This window comes from Bacterioplanes sanyensis, assembly GCF_014652515.1.
Classification (GTDB): domain Bacteria; phylum Pseudomonadota; class Gammaproteobacteria; order Pseudomonadales; family Oceanobacteraceae; genus Bacterioplanes; species Bacterioplanes sanyensis.
The window spans coordinates 22,811-49,591 of the sequence record NZ_BMYY01000006.1 but is presented as its reverse complement, the minus strand read 5'-3'; the positions used below and the strand labels follow the sequence as shown (position 1 = coordinate 49,591).

Below are 26,781 nucleotides of genomic sequence, written 5' to 3'. Positions count from 1 at the left end.
AATCTGGCTACCCTCGGTGGTTACGCTGATGCTGCTTGGCGGTACGCTCGTTACCGCGCTTGTAGTTACCCGTTAACCTTGCCATCAGTTGCTGCTGTGCGTGAAAGTCGCCAACATCAACAACCTGCTGAAACTCTTTCGCGCGATCTCCCCGCAGTACCGTGACTTTTTTGCCGTTACGATAGATAAAGTAGTCATCGCCTTGCTTCTTAAAACTAAACCCTAAGTCGTTTGGCATTGCTTTCCCTCTGCTGCCTTGATCGCACGCACATCATCGATATCGACTTCACGCTGCAATACATTCTTATAGTCAATCAAATCTTGCTTATTCATCACAGACAATTCATTCCCATAGAGGTAGACCTTACTCAATGCAGAGAAAACCACATTAAGGGGCTGCCATTTATGAGTGCTTGCATTCAATATAAAGGCATCCTTGGGATTACCCACCTCAATCTTGATGCCAGCATAAATAAGCTGCACATACTCCAAGTCCCAGCCCTCGCCCTGATAGCGCTGCGCAGGCTTGCTCACGTATGGCTGCAGTTGATTCACCAGCGGAGCAAAGTCTGCCTCAGATACAAACAAATCAATGTCATTCAAATCCCGCTGACTGCCGTAAGCAATCGCCGCCAAGCCACCACAAATGGAATACGGCGTATCCCCTAGCTGTTGGGTTAGCCAGTGCAACGCCTGAGCGATAGATTTTTCGCGTTCAACCAACTGAGTCATGGTACTGCTGCCGAGAAAGAGAAAAATACCGCAGGCCATCACATTGGTAAAAATCTAAACCCGAGTCTGGCTGCATGCCGATTTTCTTTAATACCGCCAGCGATGCCATATTTTCTTTCATGGCGGCGCCGTACAGCATGTCTTGCTTAGGCTGTGAAAAGAACTCCCTTAGCAGCAGCTGGCAAGCCTGCAGCATATAGCCCTTGCCCGCATGCTGTTTGGCGAGAGCAAAGCGTATATCAATAAAACTTGGGTCAGGCGAATATTCTGCGCCAACAAATCCAAGTTTTAAGGTGGGTGAGCTGTTTAACTCAATGATGTAGCTGCCAAACCCGTGTTGCTGCCAATGATGGAGACGGTTTCTTAAGTACGTTTGCTGCTGCTCTTTACTGTACGACCTTTCGTTCGGCAGAAAACGGGTCTGCTCAGGACACGATAATATCTCTGCCACAACGTCAGCATCATATTCCGTTATGGGTTTAATCGAAACCGTATTCAATCGCTCATCCTTTCTCTACTCATTCGGCCATACAGTGTTGGACAGGGTTTCCCTAGTCCGCAAAGCGTACATAAAGATTGTTATCAATTCGATGACCTGAAAAGTCAAAAGACCGAATACCAACGGATGCCAAACCCAAGTACTGATAAAAGCCATTGGCGTCATTTTCTACCCAGGTATCCAGCCAATATGGCTGCTTTAGTGATTGTTCAATTGCCTGCAACAGACGCTTACCTATGCCCTTGCCTTGATGGCGGCTGTCGACATAAAGCTTCTCTACTTCAAAGCCGCAGTCCTTTGCAGACAAGTGTGCATAATCAGAGCTTAAGCACGCCGTCGGAATGGCTGAATCTAAGTTGATCAGTGCAAATCCTTGCAGAATGTCGTCCTCTTCACATACCCACAGGCGGTAGCGATCATTCGCCAGCAAAGATCGAAAATAGTCAGGTGTAAATTGAGTCAATACGAACTCTGAGTACGCTTGCTTAATGCCCTCTTTGGCGTAAGTGTTTATCCACACTAAAGTCGCCAAGATAGCCAGGTTGCTGCAATCAGAGTCACTTGCTAAACGAATCATAAATTCCTCATAGTAAAAGCGAGACTAGTAAAAGCGATACAGTCATCATTGATTGATCTGATATTCTGCCAGCCAAAAGTAGGTTAGCTCCGTTACCTTTACCGAACTGGCGACACCAGACAGCTGTTGCTCAAGATCAGCAGAGGATGGAAAAATCTTTAATATTTCGTGCTGACTGCCATCATCTAACGGCCTTGTTTGATAGGTATTGCCAGCATCATCACTATGGCTAATGGGCGTACTGCTGCCTTCGACGTAGCGGTTATCCATTATCCAAACCGTCGCTCCCGGTTTGAGCTTGGCATGCAAAGCGTGCAAAAACTCTGCAATACGCTGCAATGGCACATGGGACCACCAAAAGCCAACAAACGCTGCTTCGAACTGCTCATCCAGCTGGTTTAGGGTGTAGGCATCGTCGCGAACAAAATAAACCGAGCGATTCGCGTAATCTCGTTGGCAGGCAATATCTAACACTTCCTGGTTGTAATCAATGGCCGTTACGCTCTTTGCTTGCTGGCTGAGAAACTGAGTCCAGTAACCCGTACCACAAGCAATTTCTAATAGTTTTTGGCCAGCACCAAACTGGGTGGTTTGCTGCTCCAATACCCGCAAATCCTGTTGGCGTTCTGGCTTGTCGTAGATGCGATCGTACTCTTGCGCCCGCTGGGCGTAGTAGCGGGTTAACTCGGTGGCGCTCATTCACTCTCCTGGGTGTGATGGCTAACGTATTAGGTTTCCTGATGCTGATAATTTTCCGGATGAAAATGCCGCTCGATCAGCTCAATAAAGATATGCAGCACTTTAATATGCAGTTCTTGCACTCGGTCGGCATACTGACCCGCCGGGGTGCAAATATACACATCGCTGAGCTGCTGTAATGGCTCATGCAATCGGCCGCTCAGGGCGATCACCGTCATGCCCAACTGTTGTGCGACTTCGGCAGCATTAATAATGGAAGGGCTTTTACCGCTGGTACTGATGGCCAGCAACACGTCGCCACGGCGGCCATGGGCCTGCAAATAGCGGGAAAAGACGTACTCATAGCCATAGTCATTGGCGACACAACTCATATGACTGGCATCTGAAATAGCGGTAGCAGCGCAGGCAGGCCTATCGTCGCGGTAGCGACCAGTGAGCTCTTCTGCAAAGTGCATGGCATCACACATGGAGCCACCGTTGCCGCAAGAAAAAATCCGCCCACCTTCAGTCAAACTCGCAATCAACTGATCCGCTGCAGCCTGAATAGACTGCAACGCTTGCTCATTAGCGAGCAATGCAACGAGGGCGTTGTGGGCTTCATTCAGGCTATTTTTAATATCATTTAACATAGAAATCTCAGTACATGTACCCTAGCCAATCTAACTCTCCTTCTGGCCAAGGCTCTCCAGATATGGGCTTGATCATCAAATCGTCTAATAATTCCTGTGCGATGCCGTAGTGTTGATGCTCATGTATTTTCAGCCACTCACCAACGCACTCAATTCGTTTAAAACCATTTTTCTCATAGTATTCCGGGCGGTCGGCCATCAGTAATAAAAAGTCCACATCACGCTCAGCAGCATAAGCAGATACATGCGCCAGAATTTGCCCAGCAATCCCTTGAGCACGACAGTCTTCAGCAACGCATAAGTCAATAATACCGAGTATTTTCAGCACATTTTCTGCTACCGCCATGACACGATAGTTCAGCCCCATGGTCGCGATAAGCCTGTGCTCGCGATATAGCAACACCCGATAGCGAGGTAACTGTTTAAAGTAAGATCGAGGAACGGCGTGATCAGGAAAGCATTGATTGCGAAGATTCTGTATTTGTATATGCATGTCGTAATCGACATCTAGCTCAGGCTTTATTATCAAACTGACATCCTTATAGCAGCATTTAGAATTTAACAAAAATCACTGAATGCTGCTATAGACAGGCAGTTAATCTGCTTGATTATTTTCTATAAACTGACGAATTAGCTCTGCCGCCACCGCCGGTTGTTCTTGCAGCAAGGCGTGTGATGCCATGGGAATATTGGCTATTTTGGCATCGGCTAATTGCTGTTGCAGCGCCAACATTTCTGCTAATGATAATAAAAAGTCGTCATCACCACGCATCAGTAATACAGGACAGCGAATGCGCCGCACATGCTGTTCAGGATAACCAGCAGCCTCCAGCCACATGGCCCGAACTTGTTGAATAAGGCGAGAAAAGTCTGGCTCGGGGTTTTCTTGCTCGTAAATGTCGACCTCTGCAGCAAAGTTTTGACGCCAAAGGTTTTCGGTCACACTGGCTAGAATATTGCGTGCCGGATCATCATCCGCCAGCCGCCATTGTGCGCCGACGGTCACCAATTGCTGAACCCGTTGCGGGTGTTGGGAGGCAAGCCAATACCCAACAATGCCGCCGTCACTGAAGCCCAGCAGTGAGCAGCGCTTAATTCCTAGGTGATCTAATAATGCAACCACATCCCGCTGATGCTGCGCATAGCTAATAGTGCCGCTGCCCAGTGTTGAGCAACCATGGCCACGGAAATCCATTTGCACCACATAGAAGTGGTGCAACAGCAGCTGCCGAACCCCATCGAAATCATGCCGGCTTCCCAAACCGCCGTGCAGCAATAGTAAGCAGGGTGCATTGGAATCCCCCTCGGTTTGATAAAAAATATCGGCTCCATTAATTGGTAGCGTATGCGTTTTCATTACATAAAACCCTTGGTTATCTCATGGATATTACTGCGCAAGTAGAGCAGCTATTCTGAACCCTGGCCCTGTATCGCCGCCTTGGCTGCAGTTGGCTAGAGCAGCAAACCGATTTCTTGCTAAAGAGACTTGCTGCGGCCCAGAGCTAGTCAATTTTAGTTTTAGATCTATCAATTAAAGTTCATTGTGCAATTAATCGGTGAACAAGGCCAGCAACATGCAGCCCTAAACGCCGGTGATAATCCTTTGCGGACGCGCCGAGACCATTGCGCCAGCTCTGATCAAAACGCGCAAACGCTAACTTCTCAGCCTAAGTTGAGGTCAACCCTTAGTCGCAATCCCATACTACATGGCTGCAGCCCTACTGCAGAGGCTGTTACAATGCCACATCGCTTACAACACTGGGGTGACCAAGTGAATCCAGATCTGAAGTTGCTGCAACCTTATCCGTTCGAAAAGCTCAATCAGCTCAAAGCGGCGGTTACGCCCAACCCTGAGCTGGAGCACATCGCACTGTCCATTGGCGAACCCAAGCACCCAGCTCCGGATCTGGTGCAACAGGCGCTGGTCAACAATATTGGTCGCATTGAAAACTACCCCACCACTAAGGGCATGCCCGAGTTAAATCAAGCAATGGCAGACTGGGCCACCCAGCGCTTTGATTTAAATGCGTTAACCACGGAGCAAGTGCTGCCCGTTAATGGCACGCGTGAGGCCATTTTTGCCTTTACCCAAACAGTCGTGGATCGTAGCCAAGCGCGGCCTTTAGTGGTCAGCCCGAATCCGTTTTATCAAATCTATGAAGGCGCGGCGTATTTAGCCGGTGCGCAGCCACATTTTTTGCCCTGTTTAGAAGAGCACGGCTTTATTCCTGATTTTTCCAGTGTGGCTGAGGACGTCTGGCGTGACTGCCAGCTGCTATTTTTGTGTTCTCCAGGCAACCCAACCGGCGCGGTATTGTCACTGCAACAGTTGCAGCAGTTAATTGAACTGGCAGATAAATTCGACTTTATTGTGGCCAGCGATGAGTGCTATTCAGAAATCTATATCGATGGCCAAGCTGCCCCCATCGGCCTGTTAGAAGCCTGTGCCCGCCTAGGCCGGGACGATTATCGCCGCTGCGTGGTATTCCACTCGTTGTCCAAACGCTCAAATCTGCCGGGGTTACGCTCCGGCTTTATTGCCGGCGACGCTGATATTCTCAAAGCATTTTTGCTGTATCGCACCTACCATGGTTGCGCCATGCCGTTGCAGACGCAACTGGCCAGCATCGCCGCTTGGGGCGATGAGCACCATGTGCAGGAAAATCGCAGCCAATACACGCAAAAATTCCGCGCCGTATTAGAAATCTTGCAACCTGTCATGGACGTTAAGCAGAGCGATGCGAGCTTTTATTTGTGGGCCAAAACCCCCATCGACGACGAAACCTTCGCCCAACGCTTATTCGCCGAGCAGCACGTCACTGTGCTACCGGGCTCGTACTTATCGCGTACCATTGATGGCGTGAATCCGGGGGCTAACCGCGTGCGCATGGCCTTGGTCGCCAGTGTGGATGAGTGTGTTGAAGCGGCTCAGCGCATTCGCCAATTTATTTCTACTTTGTAACAGTGACGAGCAACGTTATGACAAGCACAGCATTTGGCCTAGACATCACCACCGAAGACATTCTCGACACCTTGGGCTTTTTCGACGATTGGGAAGAGCGTTATAAATACATTATTGATCTAGGCAAGCAACTGCCCGCCATGGATGACAGCAAAAAGAACGACGACTATTTGCTGCGCGGCTGCCAAAGCCAGGTGTGGATCGATCACCACAGCGACGATGGCAAACTGGTGTTTGAAGCCGACTCCGATGCCCACATCGTACGCGGCCTACTGGCCGTAGTGCTGACGGCCTACAACTATAAAACCCCAGCCGAAGTGCTGGCGTTTGATATCGAAAGCTTTTTTGCTGATATCGACTTGATCAAACACTTAAGCCCAACCCGCGGCAACGGCTTGCGCTCTATGGTGCAAACAATCCGCGCGACCGCAGAAGCGGCGTAATGCTGCGCTGCTCGCCTTTCGCTGTGGCAGCCAAGCTGCCACAGCGGCGTAACGCCTAAGGCAGTGATGGCCAGCATCGGCATGGGCGGCTGACCAAGCTCCTCTGACGTCGCCATTGCATGACCTACAGCATTTATTCAAAAGTCTCTTAACAGGTAAAACCCCCTAGCGCTTATTACGTAAAACAATCAAATAACCGCAGATTTCCCGCCCAGTTTGCGACAATTCCGCCCATTCCCTTGACTGTTAAATACAAAACCGGCTTATTGCGGCTTTTTGAATTTCCCGGAAGCTTAATATGCTATCTATAATTAAACGCTTTATGGACGCCACCTCACTGGTGAGCCGTATAGTTATCGGCATCATACTGGCCGTTGCCTTGGTCCTGATCGCCCCAGAAGCCGCTAAGCAAGTGGGCATTTTAGGAACCATTTTTGTCAGCGCTTTAAAAGCGACGGCGCCAGTGCTGGTATTTTTCTTGGTGATCTCAGCCATTGCCAACCGCCAGCGCGATACCCAATCGAATATTCGTCCGATCTTGGGCCTGTACTTAGTCGGCACTTTGGCCGCGGCCTTAACCGCCGTGGTGGCCAGCTTTGCTTTTCCCACCGAACTGGTGCTGGAGTCCAGCGAGGTCAGCGTTACCCCGCCAGAGGGCTTAGCGCAGGTGCTGGGTACCTTAGTGACCAATATGGTCGCTAACCCAATTACTGCCATCACCGAGGCCAACTACGTGGGCATTTTGGTATGGGCTACGGCGCTGGGTATCAGTTTGCACCACGCCAGTGACAGCACACGCCAAGCATTGGGTGACTTATCCGATGCCGTCTCACAAGTGATTCGCTGGGTCATTCAGTTGGCGCCTATCGGTATTTTTGGCTTGTTGGCCAACACCTTGGCACATACAGGCTTTGCCGCCATGGCGGGCTACAGTCAGCTACTGATGGTCATTGTTGGCAGTATGTTGTTTGTCGCCTTGGTGATTAACCCGGCCTTGGTATGGTTGATGACGCGCTCTAACCCTTACCCACTGGTGCTACGCTGCTTGCGCGAAAGCGGCGTTACCGCCTTTTTTACCCGCAGCTCGGCGGCCAACATTCCGGTCAATATGCAGCTGTGCAAAGACATGCAATTGGATAAAAACGTCTATTCCGTGTCTATCCCGCTGGGCGCGACCATCAATATGGCCGGTGCGGCCATTACCGTGACCGTGTTAACGCTGGCGGCCGCCAACACGCTGGGCATTCAGGTAGACATGGGCACAGCGCTGCTGCTGAGCGTGGTCGCAGCCGTTTCAGCCTGTGGCGCATCCGGCGTTGCCGGCGGTTCTTTACTGCTGATTCCACTGGCGTGTCACTTGTTTGGCATCGACCAAAGCGTTGCCATGCAGGTGGTGTCGGTGGGCTTTATTATCAGCGTGGTGCAGGATTCTGCCGAAACGGCGCTGAACAGCTCGACCGATGTGGTCTTTACCGCGGCGGCATCGCAGCGCGACGCCTAATGCCCGTTAGCGGCCTTGTGCTCAAGGCCGCTTTCCTTCTGTTATTTGCCCCCCGCTCACTCCACGGGCTCAGTTCTGTCGGCCAGCTCTGATGTTGTTGTTTGAATGCCTGTTCGAATGCCTGTCCAGGCAAACGATCGGCGTAAAAATGCCTCGGCCTGCTCATGCACGATAACGCCGTGCGCCATCACTATGCGTTGCGGCTGCCAGCTCAACAACTGCTCGATGTGGCTGCGAATCTCGCTTTTATGACCATAAAAGGTTAAGCGCCAATCCAGCGGTGTTTTGCCATTGGGGGCCACCACCCCGGCCAGCTGTGCCAGCCAGCGCTTGCCGATGGGTAACGCATCTTTGGCAAAATTCTCGATCAGGTCCGTCACAATCAAAGTATGGCTGGGGCGGTGAAAAAACACCGCTTCTTGCATAACCGCCGAGCCGGTGATGAAAGCCGTGTGCAGCGACGGCTGCCAGGGCCATTGGTTGGCGTCGTCGAGGATGCCATCAAAGTGTAGGTCTGGGCGTTTTTTAGCGACGCCTTGAGTGCCATAACTATGCGCCTGAGGGTAGGCCTCCTGCCAGTCGGCCAAAAACAAGTGATGCAGTGCGTTAGGGGCAATGAGGTAACGTACCTCACCGAGCGCATCTAATTGCTGCTGCATGGCCGGCCGCAAACGCACCGGGCTATGAATCCACAAGCCGCCATCGGCTAAGCGCACCACCACCATGCGCGTAGAAAATGGAAGCGTGAAAAACGGCACGGTTTCTCCCGCTACCACCCAGATATCATCGGCAAGCTCGAGCATGGCATCCTCCTTGAGCGTTTTTTTGCACTATACCGGCATAGCGTTAGGGATGTCAGTCGCTCATGTGACGCAAGGGGAGCGGCGTTCTGTGCAATAGCAGCGATTTACAGCCAAGGCGTTTGCTGTGGTCGAAACTCGTCATTGAGCAAGTCAGGGTGCTGCTGCTTGAGCTCTGCGGCCATGGCCTCAATGCCTTCGAGCTTGCGTTGCGCTTGAGCGATTTGCTCATCGCTAATGCCGTGTTGCCGGCCTTTTTCGATCCAGTTTTGTAACTCGCGGACCTTTACCTTAGCGGCTTCAACATAGGCGCGTTTGAGCTGTTTATCTTGGCGCTGCTCGTAGGCCAAATACGCATCGTGATGTTGCAGCTCCGCTGCCGTGGGGGCGGTGCGTACTATGGTGGGGCTCAGTTTGGGAGCACGCGCGTCACCCTGCAGGCGGCCGTTACGCAGGCTTTCAATGGCTGCTGGGTCCAGCGTCTCCTCTGCCTCGCTAGCTTCATGGGCCGCGCCAGAGGGTGCCAGCGCAGGCTCAGCCGTGTGCTGCTCAGCGAGCAGCGGCTGACGCTTTGCCGGTAAGGTGATGGCCACACTGTCATCGGTCTGCGGCAAGCGCTTGACCGCCACCGGTGGCAACCACCACCCAACGGCGGCCAGCGCGAGCAGCAGCCCAGCGATAGTCTTCACGACGCTCCTGCCAAGCGCTGGTTAAGTGAAATAGTTGCCTGCTGGCGCAAGCGCTGCTGCAGCTGCTGATAATTCTGTAACAGCTGCTGCGCGGCAATTTCACGCGCCAACTCATAGCGCACACCGGCATCGCTCAGCGGTAAAAAACCGTCCTCTCGCGCAACGATGCGCACAATTTCATACACCACTGGGCCTGTGTTTTGCGGGCTACGAAACGGCTTAGAAATGTGCCCTTCAGGCTGGGTAAAAGCGACGCTGTGCATCCAGCTGCGCGGCTGATCGCTGCGCTGCAGCCAACCCAGCTCGGTGTCGTTAGTGAGTGAATAGCGGGTTGCAGCTTGCTCAAAATTCAAGCCCTTCTGCAGCGCTTGATAAACACGATCTGCGCTGTGCTGGTCAGCCAGCTGGATGCGCTGTACCTTGGCCCGCTCCACCACTTTAAAATCGTCCCGATGGCGCGCGTAGGCCTGCTGCAGTTGCTTGTCTGTCACCTGCTCCGCTGCCGCCCGCAAGGCGGGGTTGTCATCGTGAATATCGGCATAAACGCCCACCAGCTGGCGTAGTCGCTGTGCCAGCTGCTGATTCACTAACACCTGTTCGAGCGCCTGCCAGTCAGCATGGCTCCAACGCTGCTGCACCCAATGCTGAATAAACAACTCTCCAACGCGCTGACGCGCCTGGGCTTTCAGGTAATCCACATCGCCTTGTTGCAACGCTAACCGACCTTGCACGTTTTGGCGTTGGTAAATATCCAAGGCCGTGATGTGCTGCTCGGGTTCGCCATCCTGGTTAAAGTCGGTACTCACTACGATCATCTGCCCAGCTTGCTGGCGTTGATCTGGGGTCAAGTCAATGGTCAGGCCAGGCTGCAAAGTCAGAGGCTTCAAGTCGAGCTCCGACTGCCATTGCACCACAGAGGCTAACGAGCCATCGGGCAAGGCTTTGATCGCTTGCTCAATGGCTTGGCCGTAATAGCCACGTAACAAGGCCGCTTGCTGGCGCTGGCGATCGACTTGGTAGTCGAAACCCACACGTTGCTTTGGCCATAACTGCTCGGCGTCGTACCGCTGCTGCGCATGGGCGGCCAATACGGCATCGTCTAACAACTGTTGCACAACCAGCCGAGCCGTGACCGGCTGACCATGGCGTTGTGCGGCTTGCTGCTGATGCTGCACAAATACGTCGACCAGCGTCTTGCTCAGTGATAGCTGTGGCTGATCGGCGACTTGCAATTGCGCAATCAGTTCATCACTTTGCAGTTGATAGTCGATAGCGGCCTGAACTGGGCTAATACACAGCCCAGCCCACACTAGCCAAGAGATCAGAGCCCGCATCAGAAGCGATTAGCCGCATGGTTTAACACATGCACCGTCATGGCGATGGCATGCGGAATAACGATTTTCGCCACTTGTTCACGATCCGCCGCCGCAGTGGAGCTCAGCACCATGCCGCCCTGGCTGTAAGAAATAGCGCCACCTTCGGTTAGTAGCGGGCGAATATCGCGCTGATGGGCCGGAATCGGCGTGAAGCTGTTCAGGGCGTCACTCACCAGTGCATCGTCATTCAGGCGCAAGCTGGCGTAGTGGTCTTCCACCCAGCTTTCCCACCCCGAGTGATTTAAATCGGATGTAGTCCAAGTGTGATGCGGCTGCAGCAAATCGGTGGCGTGTAATACAAAGCCTAACGTCTGAGCCGTGGGCTGCTGCCAAAACTCGTTGTACCAATGCTGGCCCATGTTATCGATGGGCTGGAACGGCATTTTCTCAAAGTCTTCGTACATGCCTTTGTGCGAGTGACTGCCTTGGCGATAGTTAGCTTCGGTAATGCCGTAGCTGTTGTACTCTGAGTCCTCGTTGCATGACCAGAAAAAACACCAACCTGTCATACCGCCTTCACCGTCATCTAGGTGATCACCGCGTAACCAGGTGGCCGCCATGTTATCGACGGCGCCCCATACTGTCAGCAGGTCGTAGTTGTAGCCGCCTAAATCGTTGCCGTGCGCGTCACCGCCACGAGTGTGGTTTTGAAAATGCCAATAAGAGGTGTATTTAACAATGGAGGAGCCTGCACCCCATACCGGCGCTTCGACACAATCACCGGTAATGGCACCGCACAGGAAGGTATCAGCAAAATCGTCGACATCGTAGGCGGCTTGACCAACCTCTTCAGCAAACTGCTCCATGCTGTAGCCTGCCGCTTGTGCGGCCGCTACCAGTTTGGCGTATTCGGTGCTTTCTGGATGACGCTCCATATAGGCTATGGCGTCTTGCACAATGCGTTTGTGTGTTGGCTGAGTAAATGCCTGCGACTGACTGGCGCTTATCGCCATCAAGCCGCCCAGAGCCAGGGTGAGCGTTGCTTTCATGCCTACCTTCCCAGTTATTGTTGTAGTAATGCGCTGCGGGAGGGCATTCCACCATCATTGACAAACTCCTGACAATAGCCAGCCAAGTGTCGCGACTGGAGTTGGCCTGCGACGACACATCTACGAACGGCGCTGTCTTTTTTGGTGATGATCAGCGTCCGCAGAGGTCACAGCAAACCAAACGATGGTACTCAAAGAAAAGGAGTGGCAGGTCCAGCCCACCGCATTGGCCAAACACAAATACCACCGCTGCATTGACCAGTTTGGCAAGGCGAGCAGTGTGGGCGCTTCGAAGGCGGATTACGTCAGAATTGGTCAACAGCGCTGCGCATTAGGAACTCTATTGCAAGCAGCCCGTCAGACCGTTGTGCGCAAGAATCAGGCACCTGCCTGATTCCGGCTCGTACGCTTGGGAATTACTCTGAGCTCTCCACTCTTTATTGCCTGTGTGCGGCGATGTTTCGACATCGCCGTTTTTTTTGGCCTGATAGCAGCGGGCTTCGCTCAGCTTTGAGTGACGCCGCCATTAAAAATGCGATTCAGCGCTCCGCTGATCCAACTTTGCTCCTTGGCCAGCACCTTTTTTACCACCGGCACGTAGTCAATATCTTCATGCTTGATGTGCTGAATCAGCCAAGCCATCAGCGTATTGCGTATACGCCGAGCCACGCCAAAGGGATCATCGCCTTGGCGCAAGGAGTCTGACAGCCGCTCGACCTTATCTTCAAAGCGTCGGTGCTTGGCCTGGTGCGCCTCGCACAGAACATAGCCAGCCTTTTGCATCAGTTGCTCTTCAAACGAAAAGTGATCAAGGGTGTAGTCTTTCAACCGTTCCATCACATCAAACACCAATGCGGCGTCTTGCTGCTCAATGGCTTGGCCAATTTCGGCAATGTAATCGACGATGCGGCGATGCTGGGCATCAATGATATCGATCCCTAAGTTCAGATCGTCGGTCCAGACAAATTGCTCCATGCACTGACCTCTTTCGTTGTTATTGTTCGTCAGGTCAGTCTAAAAAATCGTAGCGGCATACTATTGATACAGATCAATACCATACAAAATGAGTGGTTATTGCTCAGTGCTCGTATCGCATGGACAACAACAAAATGAGCAACCACCTTAGGCTTAAGATGCCAAGACGTTGCCCTGCGACTCACAACAACCGTTCAATGTCTCGCCATTACAGCAAAGGCATTAGAGATAACCGTACAATTGTACCTTTTGTCATAAAATGCAGTTATGGCAATCTCTCGTTAGGTCTAATCATATTATTTTAACTTTCATTTTTCTGGTGCTGGCTAATGTTTAAATTCTTTTACCTTCCCATGTGAGGAATACTGGCATGAGCATTATTAAAACCTTTTTATGTGTACTGACAATGGTGCTTTCATCTAACTGGGCACTTGCCGAAAAGATCTCTCTTGCAACAGTCAACTGGCAACCTTTTTATGGTGATGACTTGCCCGAGAACGGCTTTTTTACAGCAATCGCGAGAGAAGCATACAAACGCGCAGGTTATGAATTAGTAGTCGATTTCCTGCCTTGGAAGAGAGCTTTGGAAGAGGCAAGAAAAGGTAAATATGATGGACTTCTGGGTGCTTACTACAGCGAAGATCGAGCGAAAACCTTCTACTATAGTGATATTGTTCACACTAACGATGAAGTGTTCATTCAAAATATTGGGCGGGGAATTGAGTTTAATCAACTGGAAGGATTAAAAAGGTATAAAATCGGCGCAATGAGGGGATCGGCTCAGCTAGAAGAACTCCGCTCCAAGGGATTTGATGTTGATGAGACTACTGATGATGTTCAAAACCTTAAAAAGCTTGCTGCTGATCGAGTCGATCTCATCATTATGGGTCGTCAACAATTTTACTACCAACTAAATAACAGCTCAGAACTTGCTGGTTTAAAAGATAATTTTGAACTGATCAACCCACCTTTTAAGTCATTTGAACTATTTTGCGCCATTACCAAAAAACGCCCGGATGGTGCTGAAATAACCAAAAAATTCAACGCAGCACTGAACGAAATGAAATCCGATGGAACTATCCAAGCAATTCTATCTCGTTTCAATCAACAGTGATCGAATAACAACCGGAAACATATAAACGCGCTCTCGGTTTCAAGGCATCACACTCAAACCGGATATTCATCTGAGCCCTGTAGGTAAGTCGTTACACTCTCGCTCTCGCACCCAAGCTGCTCGTAACTTAGCAGGCCGACTGAGTGGTTAATGGCTGTGCCCGCAGGGGGCTCGTCAACAAAAGGCCTACAAGGACGTAGGCTTTTTGCGATGCGGCGACCACAGTATTGGCAACGAAGGAAGAACGGTCTGCGCAGCGCAAAGCAGGCGGATAGCGATCTACGTTGTTTCTGCTGCGTTAAAAAGCGCCTCGTGCGCGAGTCCGGTCTTCCACCGGCGTGAGGGATTACCTCAAGAGGGCATTAAATGTAGCGAGAAATAAAACGCAAATACAGGGGTCAGAGCTTAAGCTCTGACCCCAACTAAAAGCGTACCTGCAAGCTCCCTACTTCCTAGCCAAGCCCTCGACCTAACGCTCAGTTTTTACGTACCTAAATAAGCCACTTAGGTTAGCAATAGCTGTGTCCGGCAAAATCCTAGCGAGATGAAGGTTGTTGGCGCTCCGGCGACTGTCGTGGTCTACCATTTAACACAATAAAAAACCCGCTGCACTTTCATGCTGCGGGTTTCTTTAATCACTTAACTTAAACGCTAAATCAGTTGATTTTCGCGTCCAGCTCTCCGGTCAGGTAGCGCTCGTACATGGTATCCAGCGATTGCGCTTTGATTTTTGAGGCATTGCCTGCGGTACCAAAGGCTTCGTAACGCGCGATACAAATATCTGTCATGGCTTGCATAGAAGCGATCAGATATTTACGCGGGTCAAACTCGGCTTTGTTTTCTGCCAGGAAGCGACGCACGGCACCGGTGGACGCCAAGCGCAGGTCGGTATCGATGTTGACCTTGCGTACGCCGTATTTAATGCCTTCAACGATTTGCTCAACCGGCACACCGTAGGTTTCCGGAATCTCACCGCCAAACTCGTTGATGATCGCCAACCACTCTTGCGGTACAGAAGAAGAACCGTGCATGACCAGGTGGGTATTAGGAATGCGCTTGTGGATTTCTTTAATGCGGTCGATGGCCAAAATGTCACCCGTTGGTGGACGGGTAAACTTATAAGCACCGTGCGAAGTACCGCAAGCAATGGCTAGGGCATCAACATTGGTTTGCTTAACAAAGTCTGCTGCTTCTTCTGGGTCGGTCAGCATTTGATCGTGGCTCAGGGTGCCTTCGGCGCCAATGCCGTCCTCTTCACCGGCTTGGCCGGTTTCCAATGAGCCCAAACAGCCCAGTTCACCCTCTACAGACACACCGCAGGCGTGAGCCATTTCAACGGTGCGCTTGGTGACATCAACATTGTATTCGTAGCTGGCTGGCGTTTTGCCATCTTCACCCAATGAGCCGTCCATCATCACTGAGCTAAAGCCCAGCTGAATAGAGCGCTGACATACCGCAGGTGAGGTGCCGTGATCCTGGTGCATGCACACAGGAATGTGCGGAAACTCTTCGATGGCGGCCAGAATCAGGTGACGCAGGAAAGGCGCGCCGGCATATTTGCGCGCACCGGCAGAGGCCTGCACGATCACGGGCGAGTCGGTTTTGTCCGCCGCTTCCATGATGGCACGCATCTGCTCCAGATTGTTAACGTTAAACGCTGGGACACCGTAACCATGCTCGGCGGCGTGGTCCAGCATTTGACGCATGCTGATCAAAGCCATGGGATTCACCTTAGTTCGATAGAAAGAATGGGCGCTATTCTAGCGATTTCTCCGCCTTAGCGAAACACGCATAGGCCATGGGCGAATGGAGGGGCAGGGAGGCCGTAGAGCCTCTGCCTTAGCCATCTCTAACCTAGCCATGGTAGCGCCGAGGGCTTAGGCGCGCCCTCGCACGGGGAGTCTCGACAGCAGCAGGCACTTGGCTCTCGTCTATATACCCAACTCATGTGGGCACACCCTGCCTATTTGCTGCTTTTATTTGTCGATTCTAACCACGCATCGCGTTGCTGCTTAAAGGTACCTGGTGCCTTGCGGTGCGTCTCGCTCAACTCGTTATACTGAGTGCCAAAGTTACCGACCATCTTAGCGGTAAAGAAGCTGCGGTAAGCTAAACCGACAAAACCTGGCATTAAATAACCGGGCGCTTTGAGCATGGCGTTGCGACCCAAACTTTGGGCCATTTCTGCAGTTTTTTGCGCAGTCATTTGCTGAGCATGCTGCTGCAACTGATCACCATCCTGTTGAAATGCATCGTACTGCCCCTTGACTTTTTGCACCTTGGCCGCCGTTTCACGAGCTTTTTTTAGCGGATCTTCTAGTAGCTCTTGAGCAGCATGTTTGGCACTTTGTTTAAGAGCAGCGGTAGCATCTCTCTTCTTTTGAGCGGTATCCGTTTGCCAAGCATATTGAGCTGTTTTCATCATATCCATATCTGGTTTCGGTAGCTGCCAGTTGCGCGCATCAAATGACTGCAAATAGCTGTCTTCAAAGGGCTTATCCATAGTTTTATTCATATGACTAGCATACTGCTGCCCATATGGAGTGTGATAATCGCGCTTCTTTTGCCAGTCTTGCATATTCTGTTGATAATACTTGCGCCCCATGTTTTCTACCAAACTGCCAAACAATAAGGTGCCTGTGTATTGAATTGCCTTTTTACGAAAGTTGGCCATGTCTATTTCTCCGCTGAAAAACAAGGGCACCTCTGAATAATTCGGTGCCCGCTCGGAATCACCAGAGGGCTTCAGGTCACGAAGCCGTTTTTTACTCCAGCCAGCCACAGCCAACATCGGTGACACAGAGCTGAAGCTCTCTGGCGATCCCCGCAGGGCTGCGGCAGTATTATTCAGAGGTACTCAAGCAACAGCAATTTCTACACCAGAAACTGCCATGACCAACAAGCCGATAGTAGAGGCTGAGCCGAGAAGCGCTACCAATATGACCCACCCACTTGCGCTGGTTTTCTCCCACCATTTCTTCCGCTGCACCCAACCAGTGACGCACCAGTAGCGGCTACTCATTTTGTTTCGCCAGACAGATATGCAATGCTGGTAACCGTTTTCGGCGACACTGGGGCATCCACCATGGCATCTTCATCACAAAGCACGCTACTTCCGCCCTGCTCTGTTGGGCAAGACGAGCGCCCTAGGCGTATTGGTGTGGAGATCGAGTTTGCTGGCTTGCCTGCCGCAGACATCCTCAATGTTATGCACGGCTGTTTTGGAGGTACGGTCGTAAAACACAGTCACTTTGAACATGAGCTAACGGACAGTGAGCTGGGTACGTTTGCACTGGAGCTGGATGCACAGCAACTTAAGCAATTAGCACAATCCTATGAAGCAGGACAAAAAAACGATGAAGATAGCCTGCTAGACGATTTCTCAATGGAGCTTTTATCGTTAGCCGCTGAGCAGTTCGTTCCTTGGGAAATTGTCACTGCACCGTTTGAGTTTGCACAGCTGCATCGACTGGACGATATGGTGCATCAGCTACGCCAGCGCGGTGCCAAGGGCACGCGCGAGTCACTGCGCTTTGCTTTTGGCGTGCATTTAAATATGGAGCTGCCAGATTTACAAGCCGCAACCATTTTGGCCTACATGCGTGCTTATTTTTGCCTCTACGACTGGATCGCTTTGCAAGAAGATATTGATTTGGTGCGGCGCGTTACGCCCTATATCAACCATTTCCCACAATCCTATGTGGAAAAAGTTATCAATTTAAATTACCAGCCAGCGCTAAGTGAATTAATTGATGACTATTTAGAAGCCAACCCCACTCGCAATCGCAGTTTGGATATGCTGCCACTATTTACCTACCTGGACGAGCAAAGGGTACGCCGAGTCGTTCACGATCAACGAGTCACAGCCCGACCAACCCTGCACTACCGCTTGCCTAACTGTGATATTGATAACCCCAACTGGAGCATCGATAGTATTTGGCGAGAGTGGCTGCAGGTGGAGCACCTAGCCCAGGATCAAGAAAAACTCGCTAAAGTGTGCCGGGTATTTCGTTTAGAGCTACAGCGCTTAACACGATTTATCGATGATGATTGGGCGGTACAATGTCAGCACTGGCTGGTGGATTTGGACACGCAATAAACGGCTATTTTTTTATGTCAGAAGAAACTCCCATCGTTGCCATCACAGGCCCGGTCAAACGCTTAAAAACTGCCTGGTGGGCGACCTCATTGCTGGTTCGCTTACACGGCTTAAAGGCTCGCTACGTTACCGCAAAAAAGCCCAATATTGATGGCAATATACGTGGTGTGATTTTATGCGGCGGTAACGACATTGAACCCGAACATTATGGAATGACAGGCGACGCCGGTGCCGATTACGACCCAGAGCGCGATCAATTAGAAATGGATGTCGCTCGCAAAGCGCTGCAGGCCAACATTCCCGTATTGGGGATTTGCCGTGGCTCACAGCTACTCAACATTGTGCAAGGTGGCAACCTGTATCAGGATATTCGCCCACTGCGCAACGTCACCCCCAACCGCAACAGCATTTTACCGATTAAATGGGTTGATTTTGAGGCCGACTGTCGACTGGCTGATATTTATGGCCAAAACCAAATTAAGGTAAACAGCCTGCACAATCAGGCCATTGATCGCATCGCTGAGCCGCTATCGGCCGTCGGCTGGGATGCCGATGGCTTTATTCAAGCGTTTGAAAACCGCTCCGCGCTGTTTCAGGTGGGCGTTCAGTGGCACCCAGAATATTTACTGTGGTCAGCCACGCATAGACGGCTATTCACAGCCTTTAGCCATGCCGTGAAAAAAACGGACAACGTATTGTATCGACTATGAGTTATCTTTCGCTATTTGCCAGCGCCTTTTTAGCTGCCACCTTGCTGCCGTTTTATTCCGAAGTCGTGCTCGTCGCTCTGATGACGGGTGGTTATCATCAGGGGCTGCTATGGGCCAGTGCCACCTTGGGCAATACTCTGGGGGCTTGCGTGAACTGGTGGTTAGGGCGGTATTTACTGCATTTTCAGCATAAACGCTGGTTTCCTGCGTCTGAAGAAAGGCTAGAGAAAAGCCAATATTATTTTCAACGCTATGGTGTTTGGAGCTTGCTGTTTTCCTGGCTGCCCGTTGGCGGCGATGCCTTAACCCTGGTAGCCGGTATCATGCGGGTGAATTTTTGGCTGTTTTTTGTTTTGGTGCTGATTGGCAAAGGTGCGCGCTACTACGTGGTGATGCTGCTGGCTAAGGCCGCTTTACCTGGCTCACTGTAACGGCGTTTTTACAGTGAGCCAGCATCTTTTTCACAGTTTTCTGGTAATGACCAAACCATGATTAAGCTCGGCTCATGGCCATGTTATAAGTGCTGTTCAAGCCGACGCTAGGGCACCTCGAATAACTCGCTAGCTTATCCGGACCGCCAGCATATAGTGACTCTCTGTGTACTGGCAAATGAGTTGTTCCACTGTGGGTGACTTCCTACTGTAAAAAATGATACTTCCGAGAAATAGACGAAATATAAAACTTAACACTGTTTCTTGTGTGGATAATGGCACTATTAACATTCGTTCAGCAGTGTCTTTCTTACTTCCAAGTCAGTATTCCTTATCATCTCATAGCAAAACATTACGCAGCTTGACTGGTAGCTGATAGAAAAATACCGGATAACTTATTTTTTATTCAGCCATCGAGGTTACTGCATGATACGGAATTCCATCGCTCTGTTAACAAGCGCTCTGTTGGTTACAGGTTGTGCCAGCATGGCCAATCAACAGAGTGCTACGCCCACCGAAACCAAGACGCCCGATCAACAGCGCCAGCAGTTGGCGTCCAACACCCAAGGTAAGGGCTTTGGTCCGCAGTCACCGCGTGATATCGATAACGGCACAGGCAATAATGCCATTCAGTTCGGCCCAGCCCCTGCCTTTACCCAGATGAACCTATGCAATATTCATTTCCATAAAAACGCTGAGCACAAAGGCGGTGAATTTACTCGGTATGCGGGTGATGGAGACGGCCAAGGTTTTGGCACAGGCTACCAATATACTGGCCAGCTAAGCGCTGCCGAACTCGCACCGACGACTCAGCCTGTTTGTCCAAGCACTCACGGTGGCCTGGTGCCAGGCGACACCATTGAGTTGCATTATGTTCACTCCACCGCGCAAGTTCGCCCTGGACCTACACTCGGTGCCTGTTTAAGCGATGCCATTAAAAACCCGCAATTGCGTGTCGAAACTCAAGTATATGTGTTGGTTAACGACGACAGTGCCGCCGACTTCACCGAACTGACTGCGATTGGCGAGCGCAATGGCTATCACCAAGCGCTGAACATTCCCAGTGATACCGGCATCCCAGTGCAGTATGCCGGCTCCACCACAGGCCCAGGCTACAACGAAAAAGGCTCGCCATTTCAGGTCAGCTGGAGTGTGCGACCTGAAGTAAAGAAGGTGAACATCGAATCCGTTGGCCGCTGGTGTGGCAACAACGTCTTTAACGAAGATCACGCTCACGGCGTGCGTAACTTGGTCACTAACCCAGAGCTGCTGTCCAACATCCAGTAGCCCCTTATCTCAGCCCGCTGCGGCGGGCTTTTTTTAGAGCACCTTTGCATAATGTTGCACAGCTCTGCACGAGCGCAGCAGGCTATCGGAACAAGGCGGCGATGGCAGTTTTCACCATCGCCAACAACGTTATGGACGCCTGCCGCCCGGCCCTATGAGAAGCGCCAGAGCGGGCATTGAATTATTCATAGTCACCCTTGATCCTGACGATCAAAATTTATCATCATCCACCCCTGAGTTTTTTATTGCGCCTAACCCACTGCGGTTCTACTATCAGCTCACTTCTTGTTGATAGCCAATCCGAGTACATCACAACCATTGTGGCAAGGTGATAGAGCAACTATCCAAGAGTGACTTTGACTGCACTTACGTGCTTTTTTTGACACTCCACTTTTCTTATTAATAACTGAAAAGTGCTTCAACTGGTTGGAGACAGGCGATGGCTATTGCTCATTCTGTATTAGATTTTCAGTCATATTCTTCCGATGCCTTAACGCTGGATCAGGTTCAACTGATTGAGTCGTCTGTTGCGCAGTTTGGTGCCCCTTTATTGCTGCTCGACTGCGACGCTATTCGCCAGCAGTACCGTGCTTTGCAACAAGCACTGCCCAGCGTAACCCTGCACTTTGCGTTAAAGCCGTTACCGCATCCTGCTGTGGTGCGTACTTTGATGGCGGAAGGTGCTTGCTTTGACCTGGCGACGACAGGCGAAGTCGAACTGGTACAACAACAAGGTGTAGAGCCCGAGCGTACTATTCACACCCACCCGATTAAACGCGACAGCGATATTCGTGACGCTCTGGCTTATGGCACTCGAGTATTTGTGGTCGATAACCTGAACGAGCTGGAAAAATTCCGTCGTTACAGCGATGACGTTGAGCTGCTGGTGCGCTTAAGTTTCAGAAACTCTGAAGCCTTTGCTGATTTATCGAAAAAATTTGGCTGCAATGCAGAGCAAGCCATGGCGATTATCAGCATGGCGAAAGAGTGGAACATTCACATTAAGGGCTTGTCGTTCCATGTTGGTTCACAAACCACCAATCCACAAAAATATGTGGATGCCATCGGTGCTTGTGCCAGCCTAATGCAACAGGTAGTAGAAGCAGGCTTACCAGCGCTGAGTACACTGGATATTGGCGGTGGTTTTCCAGTACGTTACAACACCGACGTCATGAGCATCGAGCAGTTTTGTCAGCCCATTAATGCGGCTTTGAACGAACTGCCTGACACAGTGAAGGTATTGGCTGAGCCTGGGCGCTTTATTGTTGCCCCTGCCATGACCAGTGTCGCATCTATTATGGGTAGCGCTGAGCGTGAAGGCCAGATCTGGTATTACTTGGATGACGGTATTTATGGTTCGTTTAGTGGTTTGATATTTGACGATGCCAAGTACCCACTGCACACCTTGAAGCAAGACGGTGAGCAGTATGCCAGTGTATTATCTGGCCCAACCTGTGACAGCATTGATGTGATTGCTGAAAACATCCTGCTGCCCAAGCTGGAAAATGGCGATCTGGTGATTGCCAAAATGATGGGCGCCTACACCAGTGCGACCGCCACGGACTTTAACTTCTTCAAACGCGCTCATACCGTGGTGTTGAATGAAGATGCCGTCAGTGAAGAACGGTTAATCGGTTAATCGGTTAATCGCACTCTGGTAATCTAGCCGACAAGGACGTTGGCTTGTATGCTTCACGCTCACAGCAAGCAACAGCAGGGAAGAGTCATGCACAAAGACGATGTGGCAGCACTGCGCCTTCCAGCCATTATTATCGACCTTATCCTGATCATGGGAACGGTGGGATTGGTTCAACGCTACCTGGTGCAATATGGCTGGCTGGAGCAACATCCCCCTATTGAGTGGATTATTTTTGCCGTGGTGCCCATTAGCTTCTTTATTTATTGGGCCTTGAATATCAATATTGGCAAGCGTTTGTTTAAGCTGGTCATTGTCGATGCCGATACTCTAGAACCAGCCACAACACGGCAACTGCTGAAGCGTTCAGTGCTGTTCTGCTTTCTCATTTCATTTAATATTCTACTGGCCATTCCTATTTTTCTTAGTAAAACTCACCAAGGCTTTCATGACCGTTTGGCCAATACACGTGTGATACGCAAGCCAGCTGGTCGTTAATCATATCCGTCGATACAATAAGTGCTTGGGCTGATCGGCTCCACATTATGATTCGTGCATGATCACGATTAAGGCACTTCTGAATAATTCTGCACAGCCCTGCGTGCGTGCTTGAACACAGTCGCCAGCGATTATCAGGCTAGGTCGGAAGCAGAATACTCCGCCTGCCTTAAATACTCAGATAATCGCTCCGAGTGTCGCCGGGAGCCTTGCTCACAAACCCACTGCGCTAGAAATCAATGCTACCATGCGCCGCAGTACGGCCGCTGTCAGACAGACTTTAACCTATGCTTTCAACAATGCGGCGGGCGCTTACAAGAAGTGGAATAATCTATGTCGATGATTTGTAGGAAAACTGCCGAGCACTACCATTGGGGCGATGGCTGTGATGGCTGGCACCTGGTAAAAAGCCCGAACTTGAGCGTGATTCAAGAACGATTGCCCGCCGGTAAAGCTGAAGTACGCCACTACCATCAAAAAGCCGAGCAATTCTTTTTTGTGTTAGAGGGAGAGGCAACGTTAGAGGTGAATGGTGAAGCCATAACCTTAACACCGCAGCAGGGCGTGCATGTGCCCGCCGGAGTAGCGCACCAAATGAAAAACCTAAGCCAGGAAGATGTGGTGTTTCTGGTCACGTCCACACCGCCGAGCCATGGTGATCGGGTTGTGGCGGATGAAGCGGCCGATTAAAACGCCCCACTGGCCAGCCACACACCCACACCCATCATTAAGGTGCCGGCCACTCGATTTAATCGCTGCACCGAGTGGCGCTGAGATAACCAGCGCCGCAGCCCAGAGCCGCCGCCGGCATAAAGCATTAGCGATCCCCACTCCAGTAATAACTGAAACGTCATTAATACCGCGAGTTGCGGCACAAGCGGCCGTTCAGAATCCAAAAATGATGGCATAAATACCACTAAAAATGCCCAGCCTTTGGGGTTAGCGACGGCCGTTAAAAAGCCCTGGCTAATTAAGCCCCAGCGGCTGTAGTCACGATCTTCGGGCTGCTCCGGTATCGCCAATGAACCTTTGGATTGCCACATTTGCCAACCCAGCCACAACAGATAAGCGCCGCCCAGTAGCTGAAAGGCAATAAAGACACTCGGCGCTTTCAGCATCAGCGCGGCTACGCCTAACACGGCGCAAATCGTTACCAGGGCAACGCCCACCAGTTCACCGGCCATCATCCACATGGTGCGACGCACACCAATGGTCATGCCCAAGCTCATCGACAGTGCCATGCACATCCCAGGAGTCAGAGAAATTAACGCAAAGGTGGGAATAAACGCCGCCAGCACCGCCCAGTTCATGGCCAAGCTCCACAAGATAACAAGGTGACAGAAAGCTCAGCAGTATAGCGCGGCGATGCGCCTGCTTGCTATCAACGCCATAAAAACAAACTATGCATCCAGACTTTACCTCAACCTTTGTTGAGGTTTTAGCATTCCATCTTGTCAGCAGTCAGGACGCAGCGACTGCTAAATCTACATAAAAAAGGACAAGATCATGATTCAACTTGAACACCTCAACCTCGTCGTAAAAGACATCGATCGCACCCTGAACTTTTACCGTGCTGCATTTCCGCACTGGCGCGTTCGCACCGAAGGGCGTGGCAATTGGTATGGCACAGAGCGGCGCTGGGTGCACTTTGGCGACGACTATCAGTTTTTAACCTTTAACGATAACGGCACCGGCGCCAACAGAAACCGCGAAAGCAACGACATTGGCTTATCTCACTTGGCCTTCGTGACTAGCAATCTGGATGCCTTGGCGGCGCGCTTAATGGCAGCGGGCTTTGAACCCACGCCGTCCGGCGGTGATGGTAAATACCGTAAAAACCGCTACTTTATCGACCCTGATGGCTATGAGGTTGAGTTTGTACAGTATTTGACCGACCTTCCCATTGAGCGCAATGACAATGATAATTAACCCAGCAGGGCCGAATAAACGGCCCTCAGTCAACCATCGACGGGCTATTAATAAATCATGGACACTGTGTTTATGCAGCAGGCACTGGCGCTATCACAGCAAGCACTGCCTGCTTGCCTACCCAACCCTCCAGTAGGCTGTGTACTGGTAAAAGATGGGAAGCCAGTGGCACAGGGCCATACCCAGGCCATTGGTGGTAATCATGCCGAAGTACAGGCCATCAAGCAGTACCAAGGCTCGCTGTCGGAAGTGACGGCCTATGTCACTCTAGAACCTTGCTCTTTTGCCGGACGCACGCCTTCTTGTGCGCAGATGCTGGCGCGCAGCGGCATCCAACGAGTCGTGGTTGCCCTACTCGACCCAGATCCGCGCAATAACGGCCGCGGCATAACGATTCTGAAAAATGCCGGTATAAGCGTTGAAGTGGGCTGTGCTGCGGATCAGGTAGCGGCATTTCTGCATCCCTACCTCGGGCATTCCTGAGGCTTGAATTTTTGCGGTCTCGGCCTCAGACAGTCCTTTCCCTTTTAATGGAAATGCGTATGACACTGTCTTTACGCCCAGTTACAGCCGACAACTATGAAGCGATTTGCGACCTGGATGTCGCTCCCGAGCAGGAAGCCTTTGTGGCCTGCAATATGTGGTCATTGGTGGAGGCGGCCTACAATGATGGCCACATTACTCGGGGCATTTATCTAAACGATGAAGCCGTGGGTTTTTTTATGTGGGTTTATGAATCGCCTAACAAGGTCTCCATCTATCGCTTTATGGTGGATCAAGCACATCAGCGTCAGGGCATTGGCCGCCAGGCAATGACATTGGCTTTGCAGGAAATCCAGCAAGATTCCAATCTTTCCTACATCGAAATCTGCTATAACCCCAACAACCCTGTAGCGAAGCATTTTTACGCCAGCTTTGGTTTTATCGAAGTCGGTATGGATGACGATGGCGAAGATATGCTGGCGCAAATAGCGCTTTCTAACCAATAAAAAGCCGGCGAAATCGCCGGCTTTTTTCAACCATAATGTAACGCAAATTTAGCCTTTAGCACGCTGCTCCAATACAGCTACCGCGGGCAAAGTTTTGCCTTCAACAAACTCCAAGAAAGCACCGCCGCCGGTTGAAATATAAGACACCTGCTCGGCAATTTCATACTTATCCACCGCCGCCAAGGTATCGCCACCGCCCGCAATGGAGAAAGCATCCGACTCAGCAATGGCCAATGACAGCGCTTTCGTGCCTTCGCCAAACTGGTCAAATTCAAATACGCCCACCGGACCGTTCCAGATAATGGTGTTGGCTTCTTTTAACTGCTCCGCCAGTGCCTTGGCAGAATCCGGGCCGATATCAAAAATCATATCGTCTTCGGCCACGTCATCAGCCGACTTCAGCATCGCTTCAGCGCTTTCAGAAAACTCTTTGCCACAGACCACATCCGTCGGCACAGGAATGGAGACTTTTTCCATCAGTTTTTTTGCCGCCGGAATTAAATCCGCTTCGTACAAAGATTTGCCCACTGGCTTGCCAGCCGCAGCCAAGAAGGTATTAGCAATGCCGCCACCGACGATGATTTGATCGCAGATGTCAGACAGGCTTTCCAGCACTTCCAATTTGGTCGATACCTTAGAGCCACCAACAATCGCCACCAGAGGGCGTGCCGGCTTATCCAGCGCTTTGCCCAAGGCATCCAACTCCGCCGCCAGCAGTGGGCCAGCGCAAGCAACTGGGGCAAACTTGGCCACGCCGTGCGTCGAGGCTTGAGCACGGTGCGCTGTGCCAAAGGCGTCCATCACAAACACGTCACACAAAGCCGCATACGCTTGGGCCAACTCGTCTGTGTCTTTTTTCTCGCCTGGGTTAAAGCGTACGTTTTCCAGCAGTACCAACTCACCGTCGGCCACGTCGATGCCGGCAGAGAAATCTTTAATCACATTAACGCTGCGACCCAGCAAACCGCCTATATGCTCAGCCACAGGCTGCATGGAAAACTCATCGGCGTATTCGCCTTCCGTCGGGCGGCCCAAGTGAGACATCACCATGACTTTGGCACCGGCCTCCAGCGCGTGCTGAATGGTCGGCAATGAGGCACGAATGCGCACATCGGACGTTACCTTGCCGTCTTTTACCGGCACATTCAGATCTTCACGAATCAGAACCCGCTTGCCCTTCAAGTCGAGGTCGGTCATTTTCAAAACAGTCATAGCTA

Annotated in this window: 31 protein-coding genes; 14 read left to right on the top strand and 17 right to left on the bottom strand. The window is 51.2% G+C overall.

What is annotated here, in order from left to right:
* Window positions 1-7 precede the first annotated feature (7 nt).
* The 8 genes from IE090_RS10375 to IE090_RS10340 form a co-directional block, all read right to left on the bottom strand.
* On the bottom strand, window positions 8-238 hold the full coding sequence (locus tag IE090_RS10375; protein WP_189388314.1) for a hypothetical protein: 231 nt from the start codon (window positions 236-238) through the stop codon (window positions 8-10).
* Window positions 223-732 (bottom strand): hypothetical protein, encoded by a 510-nt coding sequence (locus IE090_RS10370; protein WP_229815695.1) that lies wholly within the window; start codon window positions 730-732, stop codon window positions 223-225. The genes IE090_RS10375 and IE090_RS10370 overlap by 16 nt, the downstream gene beginning before the upstream one ends.
* Window positions 716-1,231 (bottom strand): GNAT family N-acetyltransferase, encoded by a 516-nt coding sequence (locus IE090_RS10365; RefSeq protein WP_229815687.1) that lies wholly within the window; start codon window positions 1,229-1,231, stop codon window positions 716-718. Before IE090_RS10365 ends, IE090_RS10370 begins: the two co-directional genes overlap by 17 nt.
* Window positions 1,232-1,283: 52 nt before the next feature.
* Window positions 1,284-1,808 (bottom strand): GNAT family N-acetyltransferase, encoded by a 525-nt coding sequence (locus IE090_RS10360; RefSeq protein WP_189388312.1) that lies wholly within the window; start codon window positions 1,806-1,808, stop codon window positions 1,284-1,286.
* Window positions 1,809-1,853: 45 nt separating this feature from the next.
* On the bottom strand, window positions 1,854-2,507 hold the full coding sequence (locus IE090_RS10355; RefSeq protein ID WP_189388311.1) for a class I SAM-dependent methyltransferase: 654 nt from the start codon (window positions 2,505-2,507) through the stop codon (window positions 1,854-1,856).
* Between the two features lie 29 nt (window positions 2,508-2,536).
* Window positions 2,537-3,136, bottom strand: a complete 600-nt coding sequence (locus IE090_RS10350) for an SIS domain-containing protein (RefSeq protein WP_189388310.1) — start codon at window positions 3,134-3,136, stop codon at window positions 2,537-2,539.
* 7 nt (window positions 3,137-3,143) lie between these two features.
* A complete protein-coding gene (locus tag IE090_RS10345) occupies window positions 3,144-3,665 on the bottom strand; it encodes a GNAT family N-acetyltransferase (protein WP_189388309.1) in 522 nt (173 codons plus the stop codon).
* A gap of 66 nt (window positions 3,666-3,731) precedes the next feature.
* On the bottom strand, window positions 3,732-4,493 hold the full coding sequence (locus IE090_RS10340; RefSeq protein WP_189388308.1) for an alpha/beta fold hydrolase: 762 nt from the start codon (window positions 4,491-4,493) through the stop codon (window positions 3,732-3,734).
* Window positions 4,494-4,907: 414 nt separating this feature from the next.
* Here IE090_RS10340 and dapC point away from each other — a divergent pair, with 414 nt between their 5' ends.
* The 3 genes from dapC (at window position 4,908) to sstT (ending at window position 8,042) form a co-directional block, all read left to right on the top strand.
* Window positions 4,908-6,098, top strand: a complete 1,191-nt coding sequence (gene dapC, locus IE090_RS10335) for a succinyldiaminopimelate transaminase (protein ID WP_189388455.1) — start codon at window positions 4,908-4,910, stop codon at window positions 6,096-6,098.
* 17 nt (window positions 6,099-6,115) lie between these two features.
* Entirely contained in the window at window positions 6,116-6,541 is a 426-nt protein-coding gene (locus IE090_RS10330) for a SufE family protein (RefSeq protein WP_189388307.1), read from the top strand.
* Between the two features lie 298 nt (window positions 6,542-6,839).
* Entirely contained in the window at window positions 6,840-8,042 is a 1,203-nt protein-coding gene (sstT, locus tag IE090_RS10325) for a serine/threonine transporter SstT (protein WP_189388306.1), read from the top strand.
* A 56-nt stretch (window positions 8,043-8,098) separates the two neighbouring features.
* Here the strand turns inward: sstT and IE090_RS10320 are convergent, their stop codons facing one another.
* The 5 genes from IE090_RS10320 to IE090_RS10300 form a co-directional block, all read right to left on the bottom strand.
* Window positions 8,099-8,845: a DUF4336 domain-containing protein gene (locus IE090_RS10320; protein WP_189388305.1), complete on the bottom strand. Its 747-nt coding sequence runs from the start codon at window positions 8,843-8,845 to the stop codon at window positions 8,099-8,101.
* 104 nt (window positions 8,846-8,949) lie between these two features.
* A complete protein-coding gene (locus IE090_RS10315) occupies window positions 8,950-9,531 on the bottom strand; it encodes a hypothetical protein (RefSeq protein WP_189388304.1) in 582 nt (193 codons plus the stop codon).
* The gene (locus IE090_RS10310; RefSeq protein WP_189388303.1) at window positions 9,528-10,865 is read right to left on the bottom strand and encodes a peptidylprolyl isomerase; all 1,338 of its coding nucleotides are present in this window, start codon (window positions 10,863-10,865) and stop codon (window positions 9,528-9,530) included. Before IE090_RS10310 ends, IE090_RS10315 begins: the two co-directional genes overlap by 4 nt.
* Window positions 10,865-11,896, bottom strand: coding sequence for a phospholipase C/P1 nuclease family protein (locus IE090_RS10305; RefSeq protein WP_189388302.1), 1,032 nt, complete (start codon window positions 11,894-11,896; stop codon window positions 10,865-10,867). The genes IE090_RS10310 and IE090_RS10305 overlap by 1 nt, the downstream gene beginning before the upstream one ends.
* A gap of 504 nt (window positions 11,897-12,400) precedes the next feature.
* Entirely contained in the window at window positions 12,401-12,871 is a 471-nt protein-coding gene (locus tag IE090_RS10300) for a bacteriohemerythrin (protein ID WP_189388301.1), read from the bottom strand.
* Window positions 12,872-13,241: 370 nt separating this feature from the next.
* On the opposite strand from IE090_RS10300, the gene IE090_RS10295 reads away from it, so the two are divergent.
* Window positions 13,242-13,985: a substrate-binding periplasmic protein gene (locus tag IE090_RS10295; RefSeq protein WP_189388300.1), complete on the top strand. Its 744-nt coding sequence runs from the start codon at window positions 13,242-13,244 to the stop codon at window positions 13,983-13,985.
* 656 nt (window positions 13,986-14,641) lie between these two features.
* Here the strand turns inward: IE090_RS10295 and fba are convergent.
* Together fba and IE090_RS10285 are read right to left on the bottom strand one after the other, a co-directional pair.
* Entirely contained in the window at window positions 14,642-15,706 is a 1,065-nt protein-coding gene (gene fba / locus IE090_RS10290) for a class II fructose-bisphosphate aldolase (RefSeq protein WP_189388299.1), read from the bottom strand.
* Window positions 15,707-15,948: 242 nt separating this feature from the next.
* Complete coding sequence (locus IE090_RS10285) at window positions 15,949-16,563, bottom strand: hypothetical protein (RefSeq protein ID WP_189388298.1); 615 nt, start codon at window positions 16,561-16,563, stop codon at window positions 15,949-15,951.
* 507 nt (window positions 16,564-17,070) lie between these two features.
* On the opposite strand from IE090_RS10285, the gene IE090_RS10280 reads away from it, so the two are divergent.
* The 7 genes from IE090_RS10280 to IE090_RS10250 all read left to right on the top strand — a co-directional run bounded on the left by IE090_RS10280 (window position 17,071) and on the right by IE090_RS10250 (window position 23,336).
* The gene (locus IE090_RS10280) at window positions 17,071-18,084 is read left to right on the top strand and encodes an amidoligase family protein (RefSeq protein ID WP_189388297.1); all 1,014 of its coding nucleotides are present in this window, start codon (window positions 17,071-17,073) and stop codon (window positions 18,082-18,084) included.
* A 14-nt stretch (window positions 18,085-18,098) separates the two neighbouring features.
* The gene (locus tag IE090_RS10275; RefSeq protein ID WP_189388296.1) at window positions 18,099-18,794 is read left to right on the top strand and encodes a gamma-glutamyl-gamma-aminobutyrate hydrolase family protein; all 696 of its coding nucleotides are present in this window, start codon (window positions 18,099-18,101) and stop codon (window positions 18,792-18,794) included.
* Entirely contained in the window at window positions 18,791-19,225 is a 435-nt protein-coding gene (locus tag IE090_RS10270) for a YqaA family protein (RefSeq protein ID WP_189388295.1), read from the top strand. Before IE090_RS10275 ends, IE090_RS10270 begins: the two co-directional genes overlap by 4 nt.
* Window positions 19,226-19,711: 486 nt before the next feature.
* Complete coding sequence (locus IE090_RS10265; protein WP_229815685.1) at window positions 19,712-20,512, top strand: delta-class carbonic anhydrase; 801 nt, start codon at window positions 19,712-19,714, stop codon at window positions 20,510-20,512.
* 439 nt (window positions 20,513-20,951) lie between these two features.
* Window positions 20,952-22,151, top strand: coding sequence for a type III PLP-dependent enzyme (locus tag IE090_RS10260; RefSeq protein WP_189388293.1), 1,200 nt, complete (start codon window positions 20,952-20,954; stop codon window positions 22,149-22,151).
* Window positions 22,152-22,199: 48 nt separating this feature from the next.
* Window positions 22,200-22,646, top strand: coding sequence for an RDD family protein (locus IE090_RS10255; protein WP_189388292.1), 447 nt, complete (start codon window positions 22,200-22,202; stop codon window positions 22,644-22,646).
* A 333-nt stretch (window positions 22,647-22,979) separates the two neighbouring features.
* On the top strand, window positions 22,980-23,336 hold the full coding sequence (locus tag IE090_RS10250) for a cupin domain-containing protein (protein ID WP_189388291.1): 357 nt from the start codon (window positions 22,980-22,982) through the stop codon (window positions 23,334-23,336).
* On the opposite strand, the gene IE090_RS10245 is transcribed toward IE090_RS10250, so the two are convergent.
* Window positions 23,333-23,956, bottom strand: coding sequence for a LysE family translocator (locus IE090_RS10245; RefSeq protein WP_189388290.1), 624 nt, complete (start codon window positions 23,954-23,956; stop codon window positions 23,333-23,335). The two genes, IE090_RS10250 and IE090_RS10245, sit on opposite strands and share 4 nt — an antisense overlap.
* Before the next feature lie 196 nt (window positions 23,957-24,152).
* Between IE090_RS10245 and IE090_RS10240 the strand changes: the two genes are divergently transcribed.
* From IE090_RS10240 to IE090_RS10230, 3 genes are read left to right on the top strand one after another with little or no spacing between them, the layout of a single operon-like run.
* Window positions 24,153-24,575: a VOC family protein gene (locus tag IE090_RS10240; protein ID WP_189388289.1), complete on the top strand. Its 423-nt coding sequence runs from the start codon at window positions 24,153-24,155 to the stop codon at window positions 24,573-24,575.
* A gap of 57 nt (window positions 24,576-24,632) precedes the next feature.
* The gene (locus tag IE090_RS10235; protein ID WP_189388288.1) at window positions 24,633-25,058 is read left to right on the top strand and encodes a bifunctional diaminohydroxyphosphoribosylaminopyrimidine deaminase/5-amino-6-(5-phosphoribosylamino)uracil reductase RibD; all 426 of its coding nucleotides are present in this window, start codon (window positions 24,633-24,635) and stop codon (window positions 25,056-25,058) included.
* A gap of 59 nt (window positions 25,059-25,117) precedes the next feature.
* Complete coding sequence (locus IE090_RS10230) at window positions 25,118-25,564, top strand: GNAT family N-acetyltransferase (RefSeq protein ID WP_189388287.1); 447 nt, start codon at window positions 25,118-25,120, stop codon at window positions 25,562-25,564.
* A 48-nt stretch (window positions 25,565-25,612) separates the two neighbouring features.
* Here IE090_RS10230 and IE090_RS10225 read toward each other — a convergent pair whose 3' ends face one another.
* Window positions 25,613-26,776 (bottom strand): phosphoglycerate kinase, encoded by a 1,164-nt coding sequence (locus tag IE090_RS10225; RefSeq protein ID WP_189388286.1) that lies wholly within the window; start codon window positions 26,774-26,776, stop codon window positions 25,613-25,615.
* Window positions 26,777-26,781 lie beyond the last annotated feature (5 nt).